The 20059-nt window shown below is 73.0% G+C and carries 19 protein-coding genes; 5 read left to right on the plus strand and 14 right to left on the minus strand.

Going from position 1 to position 20059, the window contains the following annotated elements; genetic code table 11:
* Positions 1 to 42: 42 nt before the first annotated feature.
* Entirely contained in the window at positions 43 to 2922 is a 2880-nt protein-coding gene (locus IE170_RS16835) for a UPF0182 family membrane protein (RefSeq protein WP_223855939.1), read from the minus strand.
* Positions 2923 to 3062: 140 nt separating this feature from the next.
* Here IE170_RS16835 and IE170_RS16840 point away from each other — a divergent pair, with 140 nt between their 5' ends.
* Entirely contained in the window at positions 3063 to 3632 is a 570-nt protein-coding gene (locus IE170_RS16840; RefSeq protein WP_223855882.1) for a PPA1309 family protein, read from the plus strand.
* 8 nt (positions 3633 to 3640) lie between these two features.
* Here the strand turns inward: IE170_RS16840 and IE170_RS16845 are convergent, their stop codons facing one another.
* The 4 genes from IE170_RS16845 to IE170_RS16860 form a co-directional block, all read right to left on the minus strand.
* Positions 3641 to 4726: a YlbL family protein gene (locus IE170_RS16845; protein WP_189810212.1), complete on the minus strand. Its 1086-nt coding sequence runs from the start codon at positions 4724 to 4726 to the stop codon at positions 3641 to 3643.
* Positions 4727 to 4822: 96 nt separating this feature from the next.
* Positions 4823 to 5020, minus strand: coding sequence for a hypothetical protein (locus tag IE170_RS16850; protein WP_189810213.1), 198 nt, complete (start codon positions 5018 to 5020; stop codon positions 4823 to 4825).
* 171 nt (positions 5021 to 5191) lie between these two features.
* A complete protein-coding gene (locus IE170_RS16855) occupies positions 5192 to 5653 on the minus strand; it encodes a molybdenum cofactor biosynthesis protein MoaE (RefSeq protein WP_189810214.1) in 462 nt (153 codons plus the stop codon).
* Between the two features lie 141 nt (positions 5654 to 5794).
* Positions 5795 to 6958 carry an SDR family oxidoreductase gene (locus tag IE170_RS16860; protein ID WP_189810215.1) on the minus strand — a complete coding sequence of 388 codons (1164 nt, stop codon included), beginning with the start codon at positions 6956 to 6958 and terminating at the stop codon, positions 5795 to 5797.
* 194 nt (positions 6959 to 7152) lie between these two features.
* Here IE170_RS16860 and IE170_RS16865 point away from each other — a divergent pair, with 194 nt between their 5' ends.
* Together IE170_RS16865 and IE170_RS16870 are read left to right on the plus strand one after the other, a co-directional pair.
* On the plus strand, positions 7153 to 8622 hold the full coding sequence (locus IE170_RS16865; protein WP_189810216.1) for a zinc-dependent metalloprotease: 1470 nt from the start codon (positions 7153 to 7155) through the stop codon (positions 8620 to 8622).
* A complete protein-coding gene (locus IE170_RS16870; RefSeq protein ID WP_189810217.1) occupies positions 8619 to 9155 on the plus strand; it encodes an NUDIX hydrolase in 537 nt (178 codons plus the stop codon). Before IE170_RS16865 ends, IE170_RS16870 begins: the two co-directional genes overlap by 4 nt.
* A gap of 92 nt (positions 9156 to 9247) precedes the next feature.
* Here IE170_RS16870 and IE170_RS16875 read toward each other — a convergent pair whose 3' ends face one another.
* From IE170_RS16875 to IE170_RS16890, 4 genes are all read right to left on the minus strand, one after another.
* Positions 9248 to 10003, minus strand: a complete 756-nt coding sequence (locus IE170_RS16875) for an AIM24 family protein (protein WP_189810218.1) — start codon at positions 10001 to 10003, stop codon at positions 9248 to 9250.
* 18 nt (positions 10004 to 10021) lie between these two features.
* Positions 10022 to 10702, minus strand: a complete 681-nt coding sequence (locus IE170_RS16880) for an AIM24 family protein (RefSeq protein WP_125541263.1) — start codon at positions 10700 to 10702, stop codon at positions 10022 to 10024.
* Between the two features lie 20 nt (positions 10703 to 10722).
* Positions 10723 to 12453, minus strand: coding sequence for a TerD family protein (locus tag IE170_RS16885; RefSeq protein ID WP_189810219.1), 1731 nt, complete (start codon positions 12451 to 12453; stop codon positions 10723 to 10725).
* A 152-nt stretch (positions 12454 to 12605) separates the two neighbouring features.
* Positions 12606 to 13145 carry a M48 metallopeptidase family protein gene (locus IE170_RS16890; RefSeq protein WP_229884861.1) on the minus strand — a complete coding sequence of 180 codons (540 nt, stop codon included), beginning with the start codon at positions 13143 to 13145 and terminating at the stop codon, positions 12606 to 12608.
* Positions 13146 to 13395: 250 nt separating this feature from the next.
* On the opposite strand from IE170_RS16890, the gene IE170_RS16895 reads away from it, so the two are divergent.
* Both IE170_RS16895 and IE170_RS16900 read left to right on the plus strand, forming a co-directional pair.
* Positions 13396 to 14502 (plus strand): ThiF family adenylyltransferase, encoded by a 1107-nt coding sequence (locus IE170_RS16895; RefSeq protein WP_189810221.1) that lies wholly within the window; start codon positions 13396 to 13398, stop codon positions 14500 to 14502.
* 149 nt (positions 14503 to 14651) lie between these two features.
* On the plus strand, positions 14652 to 15980 hold the full coding sequence (locus IE170_RS16900) for an ABC1 kinase family protein (protein ID WP_189810222.1): 1329 nt from the start codon (positions 14652 to 14654) through the stop codon (positions 15978 to 15980).
* 24 nt (positions 15981 to 16004) lie between these two features.
* On the opposite strand, the gene IE170_RS16905 is transcribed toward IE170_RS16900, so the two are convergent.
* The 5 genes from IE170_RS16905 to IE170_RS16925 all read right to left on the minus strand — a co-directional run bounded on the left by IE170_RS16905 (position 16005) and on the right by IE170_RS16925 (position 20033).
* A complete protein-coding gene (locus IE170_RS16905; protein WP_189810223.1) occupies positions 16005 to 16211 on the minus strand; it encodes a hypothetical protein in 207 nt (68 codons plus the stop codon).
* A 141-nt stretch (positions 16212 to 16352) separates the two neighbouring features.
* Positions 16353 to 16682, minus strand: coding sequence for a putative WhiB-interacting protein (locus IE170_RS16910; RefSeq protein ID WP_189810224.1), 330 nt, complete (start codon positions 16680 to 16682; stop codon positions 16353 to 16355).
* Positions 16679 to 17050 (minus strand): WhiB family transcriptional regulator, encoded by a 372-nt coding sequence (locus IE170_RS16915; protein ID WP_114054060.1) that lies wholly within the window; start codon positions 17048 to 17050, stop codon positions 16679 to 16681. The genes IE170_RS16910 and IE170_RS16915 overlap by 4 nt, the downstream gene beginning before the upstream one ends.
* A gap of 184 nt (positions 17051 to 17234) precedes the next feature.
* Positions 17235 to 17570, minus strand: a complete 336-nt coding sequence (locus IE170_RS16920) for a hypothetical protein (protein WP_373299002.1) — start codon at positions 17568 to 17570, stop codon at positions 17235 to 17237.
* Between the two features lie 168 nt (positions 17571 to 17738).
* Positions 17739 to 20033 carry an ATP-dependent DNA helicase UvrD2 gene (locus IE170_RS16925; protein WP_189810333.1) on the minus strand — a complete coding sequence of 765 codons (2295 nt, stop codon included), beginning with the start codon at positions 20031 to 20033 and terminating at the stop codon, positions 17739 to 17741.
* Positions 20034 to 20059: the final 26 nt, after the last annotated feature.

Here is a 20059-nt window from a genome sequence, read left to right on the forward strand (position 1 = left end):
GACACCAGCGTATCACGACACGGGGTCGAGCCATTACCGCGTTCAGCCGGCCGGCTTGGGGGCCGGCGTCTTCGCCTCCGCGTCGATCGCCCGCTTCAGCGCCGCTTGGAGGTCGGCCTGGGCCTTGCCGTAGGCCGCCCAGTCACCGGCCTTCATCGCCTTGTCCGCCTCCTCGATCGCCTTCTGGGCGTCGGCGAGGGCGGCCTTGACCGTCGGGTCCTGCGGGGCCGGCGGCTGCTGCGCCGTCCCGTCGCCCGGCTGGTCCGGCGGCACCGGCGTCGTCGGCGCCTCCGCCCCGAAGACCACGTTCAGCGCCTTGTCCAGGGTGTCCTCGAAGGCCGTCTGCGTGCCGTACGTCACCAGCACCTTGCGCAGCAGCGGGTACTTCAGACCGGAGCTGCGCACGTACACGGGCTCCACGTACAGCATCTTGCCCTCGATGGGAACGGCGAGGAGGTTGCCGTACTCCACCTCGGAGTCGCCGCCGCGCAGCAGCCGGATCGACTCGGCGATCTTCGGCTCCGACTGGAACTTGCTCTGCACCTGCTTCGGGCCGTCGACCGGCTTGCTCGTCGGCATCTTCAGGATGCGGATCTTGCCGTAGTCCTTGGAGCCCGGGTCGGCGTTGACCGACATGAAGGCGCTCAGGTTGTCCCGCTCGTTCGGCGTGAAGGTCGTCGTGAGCGAGAAGACCTGGTCCTTCTCCGCCTGGCCGGGGGTCTTCATCGACAGGTAGTACGGCGGGACCGCCGTGCCGGCCTTGGTCGTCGGGTCGTCCGGGACGGCCCAGGCCTCGCTGCCGCTGAGGAAGGTCTGCGGGTCGGTGACGTGGTAGCGGGTGAGCAGCTCGCGCTGGACCTTGAACAGGTCCTGCGGGTAGCGCAGGTGGTCCATGAGCGGCTTGGAGATCTCGGACTTCGCCTTGACCGTTCCGGGGAAGGCCTTCATCCAGGTCTTCAGGACCGGGTCCTGGGTGTCCCACTCGTAGAGGCTGACCGTGCCGTCGTAGGCGTCGACCGTGGCCTTGACCGAGTTGCGGATGTAGTTGACCTGGTTCTCCTGCGCCACCACCGCGCGCTGGCTGTTGGTCAGCGAGTCCGCGGTGCTCTGGCCCAGCGTGGTGCGCGAGGCGTACGGGTAGCCGTTGGTCGTCGTGTACGCGTCGACGATCCACTTGATCCGGCCGTCGATCACCGCTGGGTAGGGGGCGCCGTCGATCGTCAGCCACGGGGCGACGGCCTCGACCCGCTCCTTCGGGGTCCGGTTGTAGAGGATCCGCGAGCCGTCGCCGATGGCGCCGGAGTACAGGATCTGCGGCTCGCTGAAGGCGAGGGCGTACGCGGCGCGGTTGACCGGGTTGCCGAGGTTGACGCCCGAGTCGCCCTCGTAGCTCGTCTCCTTCTCGCCCTTGTCGTCCGAGTAGTCGAGCTCCTTCTGCGGCCCGCCGACGATCGAGTACTGCGTCGTCCGCTCGCCGTAGTAGATGCGCTGCTCGAAGTCCGTGCCGAACTGGCCGCGGGAGGGCAGGTCGGACTGGGTGAAGTCCGGGGCGCCCTGGTCGCCGACGGTGGTGCCCTTGGCGGCGACCACGCCGTACCCGTGCGTGTACTTGAAGTGGTCGTTGATCCAGTTGTTCTTCGGGATGCCGCCGATGTTCAGCTCGCGCAGGCCGATGACCGTGTCCTGGCCGTTGTAGCGGTCGACCGCCAGCGTCGACGGGAAGGCGTAGTAGCCCTTGACCTGCTGGAGCTGCTGGAAGGCCGGGGAGACGATGTTCGGGTCGAGCAGGCGGATGCTCGCCGTCGTGGCAGCCTCCTGGCGCAGCTTGGCCTTGTCCTCCGCCTTCTCGCTGTCCGGATAGTCCGTGACGTCGGACTTGTCGATTCCGTAGGCGTCCCGCGTGGCCTTGATGTTCTTCTCGACGTACGGGGACTCCTTGGCCTGCTCGTTCGGCTGGACCTGGAACTTCTGCACGATGGCCGGGTACAGCCCGCCGATCAGGATCGCGGAGAGCACCATCAGGCCGAAGCCGATCACGGGCAGCTGCCAGGTGCGGCGCCACAGCGTCGCGAAGAACAGCACCGCGCAGATCGCGGCGATCGCGACGAGGATCGTCTTCGCCGGCAGGTAGGCGTTGGCGTCGACGTAGCGCAGGCCCGTCCAGTTGTCCGCCGCCTTGAAGTCACTGGACTTCACGGCCAGGCCGTACCGGTCGAGCCAGTACGCGACCGCCTTCAGCGTGACGAAGAGGCCCAGCAGCACCGAGAGGTGCCCCGTCGCGGCGGCCGTGGCGCGGGCGCCGGGGCTGGTCACGCGCAGGCCGCCGTACAGGTAGTGCACGACGACGGCGGCGATCACCGAGAGCACCGCGGCGGCGAAGCCGAAGCCGAGGAGGAAGCGGTACCAGGGCAGGTCGAAGGTGTAGAAGGAGACGTCCAGCCCGAACTGGGGGTCCTTCCTGCCGAAGGGCACCCCGTTCACGTACATCAGCCAGGTCTTCCACTGGCCCGCCGCGGACGCGCCGGCGATCATGCCGACGAGCGCGGAGATGCCCAGGAGGAGCCACTTCTTGTACGGCGCGACGCTCATCCGGTAGCGGTCGAGGCTCTGCTGCTCCATCGACATCGCGCTCAGCGGCGGCCGCAGCCGGTGGGCCAGCCAGATGTTGAAGCCGACCGCCCCTGCCATCAGCAGGCCGAAGACCGCGAACAGGCCGATCCTGGTCCACAGCGTGGTGGTGAACACACTGGAGTACTTCACGGAGCGGAACCAGAGCCAGTCCGTCCAGAAGCCCGCGAACATGATGAACGCCATGCCGAGGACGGCCAGCACGCCCAAGGTCATCAGAAGAGTGCGGGCGCGCCGGGACGGGCGGCCGACTCTCATCCGTGGCCCCGAAGGGCCTGAGCCGCGGTCCGGCATCTGGAAAGCCAAGGTGGGCACCTCGAAAGCTGAGTCTTGTTACTGGACGTTTCTTTACCTGGGCCCTTGATGGTAAAGCCCACTCCTGCAACTTACTGAGGCTTCCGTCAGTTCCCGGTATGCGCCGGAAAGGAGGCAGGATGTTGTCCATGTCCAACGTTTCCCCCTCCGCCGGCACGCCGATGGCGGCCAGCCCGCTCACCCGCGCCTGCCTCGAGATCGACGAGTACGCGGCCGGACTGGGCTGGGACCGGCCCGCCCGGCTGTTCGCCCTGGTCGACACCGCCCGGCTGCGCCGGCAGGAGCCGCGCCTCGCCCACCAGCTCGGCGTCGACGCGGACGACGCCGGCCGGACGTCGCTGACCCCCGTCGAGCAGGACGAGCTGCCCGCCGGGATGCCCCTGGACAAGTTCCTGGGCACGATCGCCTGGCCCGACGCGGTCGTCGGCTGCGCCCTGACGGTGGAGCGGCTGATGCTGCCCCCGTCCGCGGAGGCGTCCGTACCGCAGGGGCTGAGCGACAAGCAGCTCGCGAAGTGGGTCGCCGCCCACCCGGAGCGGCAGGAGGTCCGCCTGACCGTGGCGGTGCTGCGCGACGGCTCGCGCGAGTCGGCGGTCCGGCTGCGCGAGAAGGACTCCTCGACCGAGGTGCTCACCGGCGCGAGCCTGGTGCCGGGGCTGGCGGAAGCGCTCGCCGCGACGTTCTCCTAGGGCCTAGGTCAGGAGTCGCCGCACTGCGGCACGCCGGCCGTGTCCCCCTTGGCGATCTTCTCCAGGGACTGCACGGCGTCGCCGATGGTGGAGACCTTGACGAGGGTCAGGCCGTCGGGGGCGTTGCCCGCCGCCGAGGCGCAGTTCTCGGCGGGGGTCAGGAAGTAGCGGGCGCCTGCCTTGCGGGCGCCGATCGTCTTCATCTGGATGCCGCCGATGGGGCCGACCTTGCCGGCGTCGTCGATGGTGCCGGTGCCGGCGACGAACCGGCCGCCGGTGAGGTCGCCGGGCGTCAGCTTGTCGACGATGCCGAGGGCGAACATGAGGCCCGCGCTCGGGCCGCCGACGTCGGCGAGCTTGATGTCGATCGGGAACGGGAAGGTGTGCGCGGTGCCGGCCCGGATGCCGACGATGGCGTGCCCGTCGCCCTCGGCCTTCGCCGTCGTGATCCCGACCGTGCGGGCCGCGGGCGCACGGCCCGACTTGCGGGCCTCCTCGGCCTCGGCGGCGGGCACGACCGCGAACTCGACGGGCTCGCCTGCCTTGTGCTTGGTGACGAGCTTGGCCACGTCACCGGGTGCGGTGACGGGGGTGCCGTCGACCGTCTTGACCTCGTCCCCGGCGTGCAGCCGGCCCTCGGAGGGGCTGCCCTTGACGACGGAGGAGACCACGACGCGGGTGGGGACGGAGATGCCGAGCTGCTTCAGCGCGGCGACCTTCGCGCTCTCCTGCGACTGGCTGAACTCCTCCGCGTTCTCCTGGGTGGACTGCTCCTCGGTCTTCCCGTTCGGGTAGAGGTTCTCGTGCGGGACGACGATGTTGTCGCCGGAGAGCCAGCCGTGGACCGCTTCGAGCAGGTTCATGTCGTAGTCCGCGCCGGTGACCCGCACGGTCGTCATGTTGAGGTGGCCCGTCGTCGGGTACGTCGTGCGGTCGCCGATGCTGATGACGGGCGCGCCGCGCGAATCGCCGAGCGTGTTCACGGTCGGACCGGGGCTCATCTCCGAGTACGGCACCTTGATGAACACCCCGGCGCAGAGCAGCGCGAACAGCATGAGGGTGGCGGCGAGCATCGTCGCTGTGCGGCGTGGCATGGAATCGACAGTACGGGACGGTCCTGTGCGGCGGCCGCCCGGGCCGTTCGCCCCGGTCGGTGTGCACGGGGTGCGGCGGGCGGTGCCGGCGGGGCCTCAGGCGGTGTCGGTCGCGGAGTGCGCCGCCGCCCCGGCCCGGGCGCCGTCGGCCCGGTCCATCGCCTCGCGGAAGCGGGCGTAGCCGGCGAGCTCGGATATGTCGCCTTGGGTGCGGTCGCGGGCCGCCCAGCTGCCCCATATCGCCGCGCCGATCGCGGCGAACAGCGGAATCAGCAACCACGCCAGTGACGCCATGGACGTGCCTCCCTGCCCCTGGGAATGTGCGTGTCGTTGGTGGCTTCAACGCTCCTGCCCAAGGGGGGGTTACGCAAATCGAGGGCGTGTTGCGCGGCCGAACGGGTGGGAGAGTACCGCCCCGGCCGACGGGCGCCGCGGGCGGGGTCCCGCCTGCGTCCGCGGGCCGGCTCAGCAGGCCCCGACCCACTCCTCCGTGCCGTCGGAGAAGCGCTGGTGCTTCCAGATCGGCACCTCGTGCTTGAGGTCGTCGATCAGCATCCGGCAGGCCTCGAAGGCCTCGCCGCGGTGCGGGCACGACACGGCGACGACGACCGCGATGTCGCCGACGGACAGGTCGCCGACGCGGTGGACGGCCGCCAGCGCGCGCACCGGGTACTTGGCGGCGACGCGCTCGGCGATGCGGCGCATCTCCGCCTCGGCCGAGGGGTGGCAGGAGTAGCCGAGGGATTCGACGTCCGCGCCCCCGTCGTGGTTGCGCACCGTGCCGACGAAGAGGGTCGTGCCGCCGGTCTCGTCGTCGCCGACGGCCCGGAAGACCTCGTCGACGGAGAGGGGGGTGTCGCGGATCGCGAGCAGCCGGACCGGGTCCTGGGCGGCCTGCTCGCCGGGGTGGTCGAAGTGCGGTGCCATGGGGCCATCGTGCACCACCGCTCCCGCCGCGCGGTATAGCCGTTTCGACCGGCTGTACGGGCCCGGCGTATGGAGCCTCCTACAGGGCCGGCCGCCCCCGGCCCGCGGGGGCGGGCCGGGCGGGGTGCGGCAGGACGTCCCTCAGATCCCCCGGCGGCGGCGCGCGCGGCGGACGACCGCGGCCGCGCCGAGCAGTGCGACGGTCGCGCCCGCGGCGCCCGCGGCGGTGGCGTCCTTGCGGCCGAGCCGCCGGCCCGCGACCGTGTGCCGGCCCGCGACCTCCTGGAGCAGCTCGGCCAGCACCTCCTCGTTGGTCCAGCGCGGCCGCCAGCCGGCGGCGTGCAGCCTGCTGACACTGACCACCCACGGGTGCATGGTGTACGCGAGGTCGCCGGCCGGGGACGGCGTCAGGCCGATCCGGTGCAGCCGGGCCGCCGCGCCGAGCGCCACCGCCGAGGGCAGCTCCATGCGGCGGATGCCGCTCAGCTCCTCGACCTCGTCCTGCTCCAGCCAGCCCTCGCAGCCGACCGCCAGCTCGCCCTCGACCTTCTCCAGTGCCGCGTACTCCAGGGCGCTGACGAGGTCCTCGACGTGGCAGAACTGCCAGGTCGGGCGGGATCCGGCCACGACGAGCAGGCGCGGGGACTCGAAGTAGCGGGTCAGGGCGGTGTCCGTGCCGCCGACGAGGACGGCGGGGCGGACGACGGTGACGTTGAGGCCCGGGTGGGCGCGCGGCGCACGGCGTCCCAGCCGCTCGATCTCCAGCAGGTCGCCGACGCCTGTGGCCTCGGCGGTGGCGCGCAGCTCGGAGTCCTCCGAGAGGGGGAGGTCGTTGTCGGGCAGCGCCCCGTAGACCATGGCGGAGGTGCAGAGCACGACCCGGTGGACGCCGGCCGCGGCGGCCGCGGTCAGGACGGTCTGGGTCCCCCGGACGTTGTACGCGGTGCGGGCCGCGGGGTCCGTCTCGAGGTCGAGGTCGAGGGCGAGGTGGACGACGACGTCGCTGCCGCGCAGCTTGTCGGCGATGGCGGGGTCGCGGACGTCCAGGACGTGCCATTGGGCGGCGGCGCAGTCGCCGCGCCGCTCGTCGATGGCGACGACCTGCTTGACCTCGTCGGAGGCGGCGAGGCGGCGGACCAGGGCGGCGCCGACGCCGGAGGCGGCGCCGGTCACGGCGATCACCGGGCTGTTCCGGCGGCGGCCCGCGTGGTTTCGCGGCTGGCGAACGCCGGGGGCGCTGTCACCGTGCTCGGGGCGGTTCTCGGCGTCGTCGGGCTCGTGAACCTGCGGATCTGGGGAACTCACCAGGCGTCTCCAGCGGTTGTCTTCAGTAGGGACGCGCCCGTGACGCGTACCCACCAGGTGATGTCCATCCTGCCGCAGCCCAGGAGTCGGCGGAGCACCGAGCCCGGAACCGGGAGTGGTGTCTACGCTGGTTGGTGTTGTCGGACCACTTGCCCGCCGGCTCCCGCCGGCGGCCCTACGAGCCGAGGAAACCCGTGAGCGACACCCCATTCGGATTCGGCCTTCCGCCCGAGGAGCCGGAGGACGGCGACGAGGGCAAGAAGAAGGGCGGGCAGGGCGGCCCGAATCCGTTCGGGTTCGGCGGCTTCGGCCTGCCCGGCGGCCCCGGCGGCCCGGGCGCCGGGGACAACCCGTTCGCGGCCATGTTCGGCGCGATGAACCCGGCCGACCTCGGCGCGGCGTTCCAGCAGCTGGGCCAGATGCTCAGCTACGAGGGCGGCCCCGTGAACTGGGACATGGCCAAGGACGTCGCCCGCCGGACCGTCGCGCAGGGCACCCAGGACGGGGTGAAGGACACCAGCGTCGGCATCGCGGAGCGGTCCGCGGTGGAAGAGGCCGTGCGCCTCGCCGACCACTGGCTGGACGACGTGACCTCGCTCCCCTCCGGCGCCACGACGGCCGTGGCGTGGAGCCGCGCCGAGTGGGTCGAGGCGACCCTGCCGGTGTGGAAGGAGCTCGTCGACCCGGTCGCCGAGCGGGTCGGCGCGGCCATGGGCGGCGTCCTGCCGGAGGAGATGCAGGCCATGGCGGGCCCGCTGCTCGGCATGATGCGCTCCATGGGCGGGGCCATGTTCGGGCAGCAGATCGGCCAGGCCGTGGGCGTCCTCGCAGGCGAGGTCGTCGGCTCGACCGACATCGGCCTGCCGCTGGGCCCGGCGGGCAAGGCGGCCCTGCTGCCGCTGAACATCGAGGGCTTCGGCAAGGACCTCGGCGTCCCGTCGGAGGAGGTGCGGCTGTACCTGGCACTGCGCGAGGCGGCGCACGCCCGGCTCTTCGCGCACGTGCCGTGGCTGCGCTCGCACCTGTTCGGCGCGGTCGAGGGGTACGCCCGCGGGATCAAGGTCGACACCTCCAAGCTGGAGGACGTCGTCGGGCAGATCGACCCGACCAACCCGGAGCAGCTGCAGGAGGCGCTCCAGGGCGGCATGTTCCAGCCGCAGGACACACCCGAGCAGAAGGCCGCGCTGGCCCGCCTGGAGACGGCGCTCGCGCTGGTCGAGGGCTGGGTGGACGCCGTGGTCCACGCGGCGGCCAAGCCCCGCCTCTCCTCGGCGGACGCCATGCGCGAGACGATGCGCCGCCGGCGCGCCTCGGGCGGTCCCGCGGAGCAGACGTTCGCGACGCTGATCGGGCTGGAGCTGCGGCCGCGCCGGCTGCGGGACGCCTCCCGGCTGTGGGCCTCGCTGACCGACGCCCGCGGCGTCGACGGCCGGGACGGCCTGTGGGAGCACCCGGACATGCTGCCTACGGCCACCGACCTCGACGACCCGGACGGCTTCGTGCACCGCGAGCACCCGGACTTCTCCGAGCTCGACAAGATGCTCGGCGAGGCCGCCGAGCAGCGCGGCCGGGACGGCAAGGGCGGCCAGGACGGCAAGGGCGGGCAGGGCGGCACCGACGGCCGGGAAGGCGAGGACGGCGGCGAGGGCGAAGGAGCGAAGTGAGCCTCCACGAGGACGCGGTCCTGACCCTCAAGGGGTACGAGGGCGGCGATGCGGAGCAGCGCGCCCTGCGCGACGTCTACCTGGACCACCTCGCCGCGCATCCGGACGGCATGTACAAGCCGTGCCGGGCGGGGCACGTCACCGGCAGCGCGCTGGTGGTCGACCCGTCGCGCGGCCGGGTGCTGCTGACCCTGCACCGCAAGCTCGGCATGTGGCTGCAGATGGGCGGCCACTGCGAGCCGGGCGACGCGACGCTGGAGGCGGCCGCGCTGCGCGAGGCCGTCGAGGAGTCCGGCATCGGCTCCGGCCTGGCGCTGCTGCCGGGCGGACCGGTGCGGCTCGACCGGCATCCGATCCCGGCGCCGTGCAACTGGCACCTGGACGTGCAGTACGCGGCGCTCGCGCCGGCCGGCGTCGAGGCGGAGATCAGCGACGAGTCGCTCGACCTGCGCTGGTTCCCGTACGCGGAGGTGGGCGCCGTGGCCGACACCTCGGTCGTGCGGCTGGTGGAGGCGACCCTGGCGCGGCTCTGACCGGCCGGACGTGAACGGATGCGAGGGGCGGCCCGCGGTGTGCGGGCCGCCCCTCGCGCCGTGCGGCGGGGCCGCGGGTGCGGCCGGAGCGGTCAGTTCCAGGCGTTGTTCTGGTTCTGGCCGCGCGCCCCCTGCTGGCCCACGCCGAACTGCGCGGCGACGCCCTGCCCGAGCTGGGCGTTCTGCGGGGGCAGCACCTCGCTGGGCTGCACCAGGGCGAAGCCGGTGCCGAGGAAGCTGAGCTCCCAGCCCTCGCCGGTGTTGCCGCGGCGGCGCCACACTCCGCTGGAGTGGGTCTGGGCCTGCATCTGCACGCGCAGCGAGGTGGACCAGGCGACGACGGCGTCGGCGTCGGCGTTGACGTACTTGTCGGGCGTGACCTGGAGCATCAGCGGCTGCCCGGAGGTCATCAGGGCGACCTTGCCGCGGCCCGAGATGTTCAGCTGGTACTTGCCGGAGCCGGAGATGCCGTACTGGCTGTCCACCGCGATGACCTCGGTGTGCAGGGCGGAGTCCAGGGCGAGGACGTAGCTGCTGTCGACGGTGAGGCCGTCGTGGTCGACGTCGACGACATGGACGTACTGGGCCAGGTTCGCGAGGTAGACGGTGCCCTGGCCGGAGCAGCGCATCAGGTCGAGGCCCTCGCCGGTGTTGCGGCGGGCGTTGCGCTGGTTGCCGCTCTGGTACTCGCCGTCGAAGTCGATCAGGCCCTGGTAGGCGACCATGGCGCCCTTGCGGGCCAGGACGTCGTCGGTGCCGGTCAGGGAGACCCGCAGCAGCTGCGGGTTCTGGACGGCGTAGCGGTCCTGGGACTGCTGCTCGGCGTGTGCGAAAAGTGAGCTCTGCATGGTGGTGTCCGCTCCCCCTCAGCCCCGGGTCCGGAGCCGGTCGGTGCTGTCCTCGCTGGGCTGTACGACGACGATGCCCTGGCCGGAGAAGGCCATCTGGTAGGCCTCCCCGCTACCGCGGCCGATCATCGACGAGGCCTTGAAGCTGCGCTTGCCCTTCACCTTGAGGTTCGGGGACCAGGCGACGAGCGCGTCCGGGTCGACGTACGTCTCGTCCTCGCCGCGGCCGCAGTCGACGACGATCGGGGTTCCGCGGGAGGTGATCGCGACCCAGCCGGTCCCGGCGACCTGCACGTTGAACAGGCCCTGGCCGGCGAACTTGGCCATGCCCTTCACGCGCTCGACGCCCCACTGGAGGTGTGCGTCGAAGGCGAGGAGGTTGGTGCCGTTGACGGAGAGGGCGTCGTTGTCGAGGTTGACGACGACGACGTCCGCACCGTAGTCGGCGAGGTAGAGAAGGCCGTCGCCGCTGCACTTCATGACGGGCGCGCCCTCGCCGGTCAGCCACTGCGAGGCCATCTGGCGCAGGGCCGGCGGGTTGGGCTCGTACTGGATGAAGCCCTCGTAGGCGACCATCGACCCGGTGCGGGCGAAGAGGTCCTGACCGGTCTGCATGGCGACCTTGAGCATGGACCGGCCGTGGTTCTCCATGCGGGCCGTGACGGGGGTGGGGGCGTAGCCCGCGAGCTGCTGGTTCATTGCGTTCATGACGGGCTCCCTCAGACCTCGTACGGCTGGACGACGATGAAGTTGCCGGGAGCGCCGCGGAACTGGAGGTTCACGGTCTCCCCGCTGTGGCCGGGGTAGGCGTTGCGCCGCAGGCGGACCTGGCTGGAAACGATCACCTGGGAGGCCGCCGACCACGCCACGATCGCGTTGCTGTCGGCGAAGGTGGTCGGGGTGACGGGGAGCACGACGGGCGTGCCGTGCGTCTTGACGACCACGGTGCCGGTGCCCTGGAAGAGCATGGTGAACAGGGCTCCGCCGGGGATGCCGTGGCCCTCGATGCGGCGGACCTCGTGGTGCAGGGACTCGTCGAAGGCGAGGACGTTCTCGGCGGAGACGCAGATGCCGTCGCCCTGGAGCTCGACGGTGTGCAGGTGGGCGCCGTTCTCGGCGAGGAAGACCTGGCCGCGGCCGGTGCAGCGCATCAGCTGCATCTCCTGGCCGGTGGCGTTGCCGACGACCCGGCCGGCGAAGCCGGCGCCCTTGTAGCTGAAGTCGACCTTGCCCTGGTAGAGGACCATGCTGCCCTGGCGGGCGAGGACGGGCTGCCCGCCCATGGCGAGGTCGACCCGGACCAGCTGCTGGTTCTGCGCGGTCCAGCGGGCGCCGGTCGGGACCTCCTTGTACACCTGGAGGGCCGCGCCGAGGCCGGGGCCGGCGGCCCGGGGGACCTGGCCGGGGACGCCCTGCGGGTACGGGCCGGGGGCCTGGGCCGGTGCCTGGCCGTAGGGGGCCGCCTGCTGGCCGGGGACCTGGCCGCCGTAGGAGGGCTGGGGCTGGTGCGGGGGCTGCTGGCCGTACGGCTGCGGGACCTGGCCGTACGAGGGCTGCGGGACCTGGCCGTAGGAGGGGGTGCCGGGCTGCTGGCCGTACGGGGCCGGGGGCTGCGGCGCATGCGGGGCCGACGGTGCGATCGGCGCGGCCATGGTCGGGGCCGAGTGCACCGGGGCGGCGGGGGCCGGCTGCTGGTACTGCGGCGCGGGGGCCTGCGGCTGCTGCGGAGCCTGGGGCTGCTGAGGCGCCGGCGGCGCCTGGGGCGCAGCGGCGGCGGGGGCGGCGAACGACGGCGCGGGAGCGGGTGTGGGCGCCGGGGCGGCGGGAGCGGCGAACGACGGCGCGGGGGCGGCGGCCTGCGGCGGGGCGAAGCCGGGTGCCGCGGCGGGGGCGGCGGCCGCCGGGGCCTGCTGCTCCGGTTCCTCGGCGACCTCGCCGCCGAAGTTCTGCAGCAGCGCGGCGAGCCCGCCGTCGAAGCCCTGGCCGACGGCGGCGAAGCGCCACACGTCCTTCAGGTAGAAGTCGCCGAGCATCACGGCCCGCTCGGTGCTGAACTCGGTGCCGGAGAAGGAGTACCGGACGACTTCCTCGCCGCCTGCCACGATCCGGATGTAGCCCGGTCCGATCTGCGACATCTGTCCGTCGCCGTCGATGGTGGCGGTGAAGGACAGCTTGTGGATGTTCGCCGGGATGCGGTCCAGCGTCACGCGGAACGACTCGGTGTCGCCGGCCTGCGCGCCGAGCTGCTGGATGGACTCCTCCGGCGACTTCGGCTGGTTGTAGAAGACGAAGTAGCGGTCGTCCGAGAGCCGCTCATCGGCGTCGAGGCCGAAGCAGCTGATGTCGAAGGCGAGCCCGGGGCCGGCGATCTGCACGCCCACGTACAGGTCGGTGCCCGCCGTGAGATCGCTGATCCTGGCCTTGTGACCGCGTTGGAATTCCCTGGCCATACGTAACGACCGTCCCCCATCCCGACAGTGAATTGCGTGGCGCACAGGCTAGCCGCATCCGACGACATCCGGCCAAGTCGGTATCAACCCGGTATCCGGCGGCAGCGGCGGCCAGGCCGCGGCGGCGCGCGGGTGCGCGCCGCCCTTCCGGCTCATTGTCCGCGCGGGGGCGGCACGTTGGGGTGCCGTTCCGCCGCGGCCACCCCTTCCAGGTAGCCGCGGGCCCGCTCGGTGCGGGGATACGCCTCCAGGAGTTCCCAGAAGCGCGGTCCGTGGCCGGCGACGAGGAGGTGGGCGAGCTCGTGCAGCAGCACGTAGTCGACCACGTACTCGGGCATCCCCTGGAGGCGGTGCGAGAGCCGGATGCTGCCCTCGGCGGGGGTGCAGGAGCCCCAGCGGGTGTTCTGGTTGGCGACCCAGCGCACCGAGCTCGGGCGGGCGCGGCCGCCGAGGTACTGCCCGGACAGACGCTCGGCGCGCCCGATCAGTTCCCCGTCGCCGACGGTGTTCCGGCTCTCCCGGGCGGCGAGCTTGTCGAGCATGGCCCCGACCCAGCGCCGCTCCTCCGCCTCGGACATGCGGGCGGGGATGAGGACGATGGTGCGGTCGCCCTCGCGGTAGGCGGACACGGTCTTGCGGCGGCGGGCGCTGCGGCGGACTTCGACGGCGCGCTGCGGTGGGTCGGCGGACACGCCTCCGACCGTACCGGTTCGCGGCGGGCGGGGGGTCTGCGCTCCGCGGTTCGGACGGGGTCGGCAGGAAACAGCGGGAATCGGTGCGGAACGGCCTGAAACGACCCCCTTGTTCTGCATCTCATATGCCTTATAGGTCTTGCCTGTGGACAAATGAGGGCGTCCGGGGCGCGGGGCGGGCACTGTTGCGGGGACGGGTGGCCGAGGCGGTGCGGGGCGATGGGCGGACGTACCGGAGGAAGGGGGAGCCGTGTATCCGAAGGTGAAGCCGGCCCTGGCGAGGGCGTGGCGCGATCTGCAGACGGTCCAGTTCGGGGTGACGCCGGCGCACGCGGTGGTGCTGGGCCCGGTGGACACGGCGACCGGGTCGCTGATCGACCGGATCGACGGGACGCGGGGCATGGACAGGCTCCGCGAGGAGGCGTCGGCGATGGGCATGCCGGCGGGGCAGGCGGACGGGCTGGTGCGGCGGCTGGCGGCGGCCGGGCTGCTCGACGACGCCACGGCGGGCGGGCCGCCGGCCCAGGCGGTCCGCAGCAGGCCGGAGACGTTGGAGCGGCTCGGGCCCGACCTGGGGTCGCTGTCGCTGGTGCACCGGGAGCCGGGGGGCGACTTGCGCGGGGTGGCGGCGCGGCGGGCGATACGGGTCGTGGTGCGGGGCAGCGGGCGGGTGGGCGGTGTCGTCGCGGCGGTGCTGGCGGCTGCGGGCGTGGGCCGGGTCGAGGTGCTCGACGGGGGCCGGGTCGAGCCGGCCGATGTCGCTCCGGGCGGGCTGGGGCCCGGCAGTGTCGGCCGGCTCAGGGCCGAGGCCGCGGCGGCGCTGGTGCGGGAGGCGGCGCCGGGGCGGGCTCCGCGGTCCACCGGGAGGGGAGGGTACGAGACGGGGCCGGCACTGGTGGTGGTCGTGCCCCGGGACGGACTCCAGTCCTGGGCCCCGGATCCGGGGGTGGCGGCCGACTGGATCGCCACCGGAGTGCCGCACCTTTACGCGGGGGTGCTGGAGGGCACGGGGGTGGTGGGGCCGCTGGTCCTGCCGGGGGTCACGGCGTGCGCGGGGTGCATGGAGCGGGAGCGCGTGGACCGGGATCCGGCCTGGCCTCGGATGCTGGTGCAGTGGCGCTCGGCGCACCGGCGCCGGACGGCGGCCGCCTGCGATCTGGGGCTGGCCACGGCCGTCGCGGGGCTGGCCGCGGCCCATGCCCTGTCCTTTCTCGACGGGGAGCTGCCGGCCTCCACGGCCGCCCGCTGGGAGGCGGCCCTGCCGGCGCTGCACTGGGAGCGGACGGCCGTGGAGCCGCATCCGGACTGCCCGTGTGCGGCGGCGGTCGTGCCGGCGGCGCAGGCGGCGGGAGCGTGAGGGCGGCCGGTGCGGGCTGCGCGGGGGCCGGCCGGTGCGGTCCGGAGGGCCCGGAAGGCGCCATGACAGGATGCGCTGTGACGCAGGTGCGGGGAGGACACCCCCGAACCGCCGCCTGCCGCACGGCACTCTGGGAATTGGAGGGGCGCATGTCTGATCTTCCCCGGAAGGCGGTCACCCGTACCGTCAAGCTGGCCGCTCTGCCGCTCGGCATCGCGGGCCGGGCCACCTGGGGGCTGGGGAAGCGGATCGGGGGCAAGTCGGCGGAGATCGTGGCGCGCGAGATCCAGCAGCGCACCGCCGACCAGCTGTTCCGCACCCTCGGCGAACTGAAGGGCGGTGCCATGAAGCTGGGGCAGGCGCTCTCCGTCTTCGAGTCGGCCCTGCCGGAGGACTTCGCCGGCCCGTACCGGGCGGCGCTGACCAAGCTTCAGGAGGCGGCTCCGCCGCTGCCCGCGCAGACGGTCCACCAGGTGCTGGCCGAGCGTCTGGGGCCGGATTGGCGGGAGTCGTTCCGGGAGTTCGAGGACGTGCCGGCCGCGGCGGCGTCGATCGGGCAGGTGCACCGGGCGGTGTGGCACGACGGCCGGGAGGTCGCCGTCAAGGTGCAGTACCCGGGGGCCGGGGAGGCGCTGCTGTCGGACCTGCGCCAACTGGGGCGGTTCGCGGGGCTGCTGGGGCCGCTGGTACCGGGGATGGACCTCAAGCCGCTGATCCAGGAGATGCAGGAGCGGGTCGCGGAGGAGCTCGACTACGGCCTGGAGGCCGAGGCGCAGCGGATGCACGCGGAGGCGTTCGAGGACGATCCGGATGTGGTGGTGCCGCGCGTGGTGCACCAGGGCGAGCAGGTGCTGGTGACGGAGTGGCTGGAGGGGACGCCGCTGTCGGAGGTGATATCCGACGGCAGCCGGGAGGAGCGGGACCGTGCCGGGCAGCTGCTGGCCCGGTTCCTCTTCACCGGCCCGGCACGGACGGGGCTGCTGCACGCGGATCCGCACCCGGGCAACTTCCGTCTCATCAAGGCGGAAGAGGGCCGGCTGCGGCTGGGCGTGCTGGACTTCGGCACGGTCGACCGGCTGCCGGGCGGCTGGCCGGAGCCGATCGGCACCTCGCTGCGGATGACGCTGGAGGACGACGCCGAGGGGATATACGGGCACCTGTGCGGTGAGGGGTTCGTGCGGGAGTCCATCGAGCTGGATCCGCAGGCGGTGCTGGAGTACCTCAAGCCGATCGTCGAGCCCATCGGGGCCGAGGAGTTCACCTTCACGCGGTCGTGGCTGCGCGGGCAGGCGGCCCGGATAGCCGATCCGCGGTCCCCCGCGCACCAGTTGGGCCGGCAGATCAACCTGCCGCCGTCGTACCTGCTGATCCACCGGGTGACGTTGAGCACGATCGGGGTGCTGTGCCAGCTCGGGGCGACGGTGCGGCTGCGCGGCGAACTGGAGTCGTGGCTGCCGGGGTTCCTGCCGGAGGAGTGAGCGGGCGGGGGCTGCGGGCGGCGGTCACCACCAGGACGAGTCGAGGCGGCCCTCGATCGCACGGAGGTTGGCGCGGGCGCAGTCCACGCAGAAGTACTGTCTGGTCCCGTTCTCCACGGAGCAGGTCCAGGTCGGCGGGGCGCCGCCGGGGGACCGGGTGCCGCAGCGCGCGCAGACCGCGGCCTCGGGCTCGGTTCCCGACGGGTCGGGAGGGGGAGTCTGCTGGTCCACCTCCAGACGATATCCCCGCCGCGGCCGCGCGGCACCGCAACGCACCGGGGGGACCGGTCCGTGCGGACCGGTCCCCCCGGGTGGCCGGTGTGCCACCGCACCGCCAGGGTGGTGGCGGCGCGGCGGCGTCAGCGGCTGCCGTCAGTGCATGACGGCCATGGCGAGGGCCCGGCGGGCGCGCAGCGAGACGCGCTCGGCTCGCCGCTGCATGCGGCGGGCGGCGACCAGGCGCAGGGCGCGACGCTCGGCGTCGGCCTCACGCATCCGGTCGTCCATATGGGCACGAGCCAGGGCTTCTGGGATGAGTTGCATTTCGCGGGTCCTGTTCTGACGCGAGGTGATCGCGCCGGTGGTGGTGAAGTCTGCGGGGGCGGAGCCGTGCGGCTTCTCGCTCGTCGTGTGGGCGGTCATGAGGGCCTGCTTCAGGGGGTCGTGCGTCAGGGGGCGGTCAATGGTTCCGGTGGCTTTCATGCCGAGGCAACCGGGTTCTTGCGCGGGCGGCCGCGGGGCCGCTTGCGGGCCACGACCACACCCTGGACGAAGAGCTCGCCGCCCCAGACGCCCCAGGGCTCGCGGCGCTCCAGCGCGCCGGCGAGGCAGGCCTCGACCAGCGGGCAGGTGCGGCAGAGGGACTTCGCGTACTCGACGTCGGCCGGGGACTCGGCGAAGAAGACCTCCGGGTCGTAGGTGCGGCAGGCGACGGGTACGCCGAGGTTCTCGATGGCGTCGTCGAGCGCGGTCAGCGCGGTGAGGGGAGTCAAGGCGGAGTCCTCCGGGACTGCGGGCGGGGAGATCGTCTGGGTCTGCGGTACGGACGGGGCGTGCGCTTCGAGTTGCACGGTGTTTTCTTCCTCGTCTTGTTCGTCTAGTCGTTCCGGCCCGGTTCGGCCGGGGGCGGCTGGTACCTGGTCTTGCCAGTCCCGAGGCTCCTTCGGACTGCCGTCCCCGTTCGGGGACAAACAGAAGGGCCGCGGATCCCGGGTGGGGTTCCGCGGCCCTGAAGGCGCCGGCCTGATCGCTGGATCAGGCTGGATCACTCCAGGGTTCGAGCCCACGGAAGGCCCACATCAGGTGGTGCTGCTGCTTCGTCTGCTTCGTCTTGGATCCGGCACCGGCCGCGGCGGCAAAGCCATAGGCGTGCGCCTGGGCTTCTGCCTTTACTGCCACCGGTGCCTGGGTCGGTCGCTCATTCCGCTCGCTCGCGAGCAGCGCGGCGGGCGCGGCCGGCAGGGCGCGGCTGTCGGCGGAAATCGCGGACAGACCGGTACCCGTGAGCGGGAGGAGCGAGGAGGAGCCGAGCGTGCAGGAAGCGGCGACCGAGCGATCGGTCATTGCGGTGGTGGTGATGAAGCTGGTCACTGGTCTCGCCTCCTCTCGGCGTCTCGGGGACGGGGGCCCGGGGGCCTGTCCCATGCGTATTCGGATAAGTACAGCACAGAGTCGGAGCTTCTCAGAAGCCACCGTTTCCGTTGCTAAGAACCTATGGGGATCCGGCAGGCATGTGCAAACTATTTTTCCGACGAGTTTTCACGCGTCGGCGCCGTCCCCTCCGGCGGGCTCCCTGCCTGCGCAGATGGCGAGGACATCGGCCCCGTACCGGTCGAGCTTGCGGCCGCCCACTCCGGGGATCACGGCCAGCTCCCCCGCCTCGCCGGGCGCCGCCTCCGCGATCGCCATCAGCGTCTTGTCGGTGAAGACGCAGTACGCGGGCAGGCCCTGCCGGCCGGCCTGGACGCCCCGCCAGGCGCGCAGCCGCTCGTACAGGCCCTCGTCCATGGCGGACGGGCAGTCCTCGCAGCGCATCAGCTTCATCTCGCCGGCTTCCGTGAGCGTCCGGCCGCAGACCCGGCACCGGACGGGCCCGCGGCGCGCCCGCCCCCGGGCCGGGCCGCGCTCGATGCCCGCTCCCCCGCCGCCTCCGGGGCGGGAGGCGCGGGCGCCGGAGCCCGGGCGCAGGCCGTTCAGGAAGCGGCTGGGGCCGCGGGAGGGGCGGCCGCCCGGGGAGCGCGAGAGGGCCCAGGAGAGGGTCAGGTGGTGGCGCGCGCGGGTGACCCCGACGTAGAGGAGGCGGCGCTCCTCCTCCACCTGCTCGTCGGTCTTGGCGTAGGTGATCGGCAGCATGCCGTCGGTGAGGCCGACGAGGAAGACGGCGTCCCACTCCAGGCCCTTCGCCGCATGGAGCGAGGCCAGGGTGACGCCCTGGACGGTCGGCGCGTGCTGGGCGGCCCGCCGCTCCTCCAGTTCCACGCCGAGGTCCGCCAGGGTGGCCCCGGGCCGGGCGCGGGCGAAGTCCTCGGCGAGGCGGACCAGCGCGGCCAGGGACTCCCACTGCTCGCGGACGGCCCCCGAGCCGGCGGGCGGCTCGGGGCTCCAGCCGGTGGAGCCGAGGACGGCGCGGACCTGGGCGCCGAGCTCGACGACGTCGTCGAGGAGGGGGTCGTTGCCCGCGGAGCGGGCGGCTCCGCGCAGCGCGAGCAGCGCCCGCTGCACCTCGGCCCGCTCGAAGAACCGCTCGGCGCCGCGCAGCTGGTAGGGGACGCCGGCGTCGGCGAGGGCCTGCTCGTAGACCTCGGACTGGGCGTTGATGCGGAAGAGGACGGCGATCTCGCCGGCGGGCACGCCGGCGGCGATCAGGTCGCGGATCCGGGCGGCCGTGCCCTCTGCTTCGGCGGGCTCGTCGGCGTACTCGGCGTAGACCGGGTCGGGGCCGGGCTCGCGCTGGGAGACCAGTTCGAGGCGGTGGTCGGCGGCCCGGCCGCTCGCCTGCGCCAGCAGCCCGTTCGCGAGGTGGACGACCTGCGGGGTGGAGCGGTAGTCGCGGACCAGCTTGACGACGGTGGCGTGCGGGTAGCGGCGGCGGAAGTCCAGCAGGTGGTCGGGGGTGGCGCCGGTGAAGGAGTAGATGGTCTGGCTGGCGTCGCCCACGACGCACAGGCTGTCGCGGTCGCCGAGCCACAGCTCCAGCAGCCGCTGCTGCAACGGGCTGACGTCCTGGTACTCGTCGACGACGAAGTGCTGGTACTGGCTGCGGACCTGCTCCGCGATGTCGTGGCGGTCCTGGAGGATGCCCACGGTCAGCAGCAGCACGTCCTCGAAGTCGATCAGCACGCGGTCGCGTTTGAGCTGCTCGTACATTCCGTACAGCTGGGCGATCTCGGCCGGGTCGCGGGGGGCCTCTCGGCCCGCCTTCCGGGCGGCCGCCGGGTAGTCGGCGGGGACCGTCTGGGTGACCTTCGCCCACTCGATCTCGCCGGTCGCGTCGCGCAGCTCGCCGCGGTCGAGGCGGAGGCCGCAGCGGGCGCCGGCCTCGGCGACGAGCTGCACCTTCCGCTCGACGAGGCGGGGCAGCTCCCCGCCGATCGCGCGGGGCCAGAAGTACTGGAGCTGGCGCAGGGCGGCCGAGTGGAAGGTCCGCGCCTGGACCCCGCCCGCGCCGAGGCTCCGCAGCCGGCCGCGCATCTCGCCGGCCGCCCGGTTGGTGAAGGTGACGGCCAGCACACTGGCCGGGGCGAGCTGCCCGGACCGGACGCCGTAGGCGATGCGGTGGGTGATCGCCCGGGTCTTGCCGGTGCCGGCTCCGGCCAGCACGCACACCGGTCCGCGCAGGGTCGTGGCGACCTCGCGCTGCTCCGGGTCCAGGCCCTGGAGCACCGCGTCGGCCGGGCCGTCGGGCCCCCCGGCGGCGGAGGGGAAGGACGGGAAGGGCGTTGCTGCTGTCACCCCGCCATGCTGCCAGGTCCGCGGGGGCGGGCGGGACGCCCGTCCACAGGGGGGCCGCCGCGGTCGTACTTGACGTACCGGGCTCCCCGCGGGTGCGGGAATGGCTCCGCGGTCCCGTACGTTCGAGT

It is taken from the genome of Streptomyces toxytricini (assembly GCF_014649915.1).
Taxonomy (GTDB): domain Bacteria; phylum Actinomycetota; class Actinomycetes; order Streptomycetales; family Streptomycetaceae; genus Streptomyces; species Streptomyces toxytricini.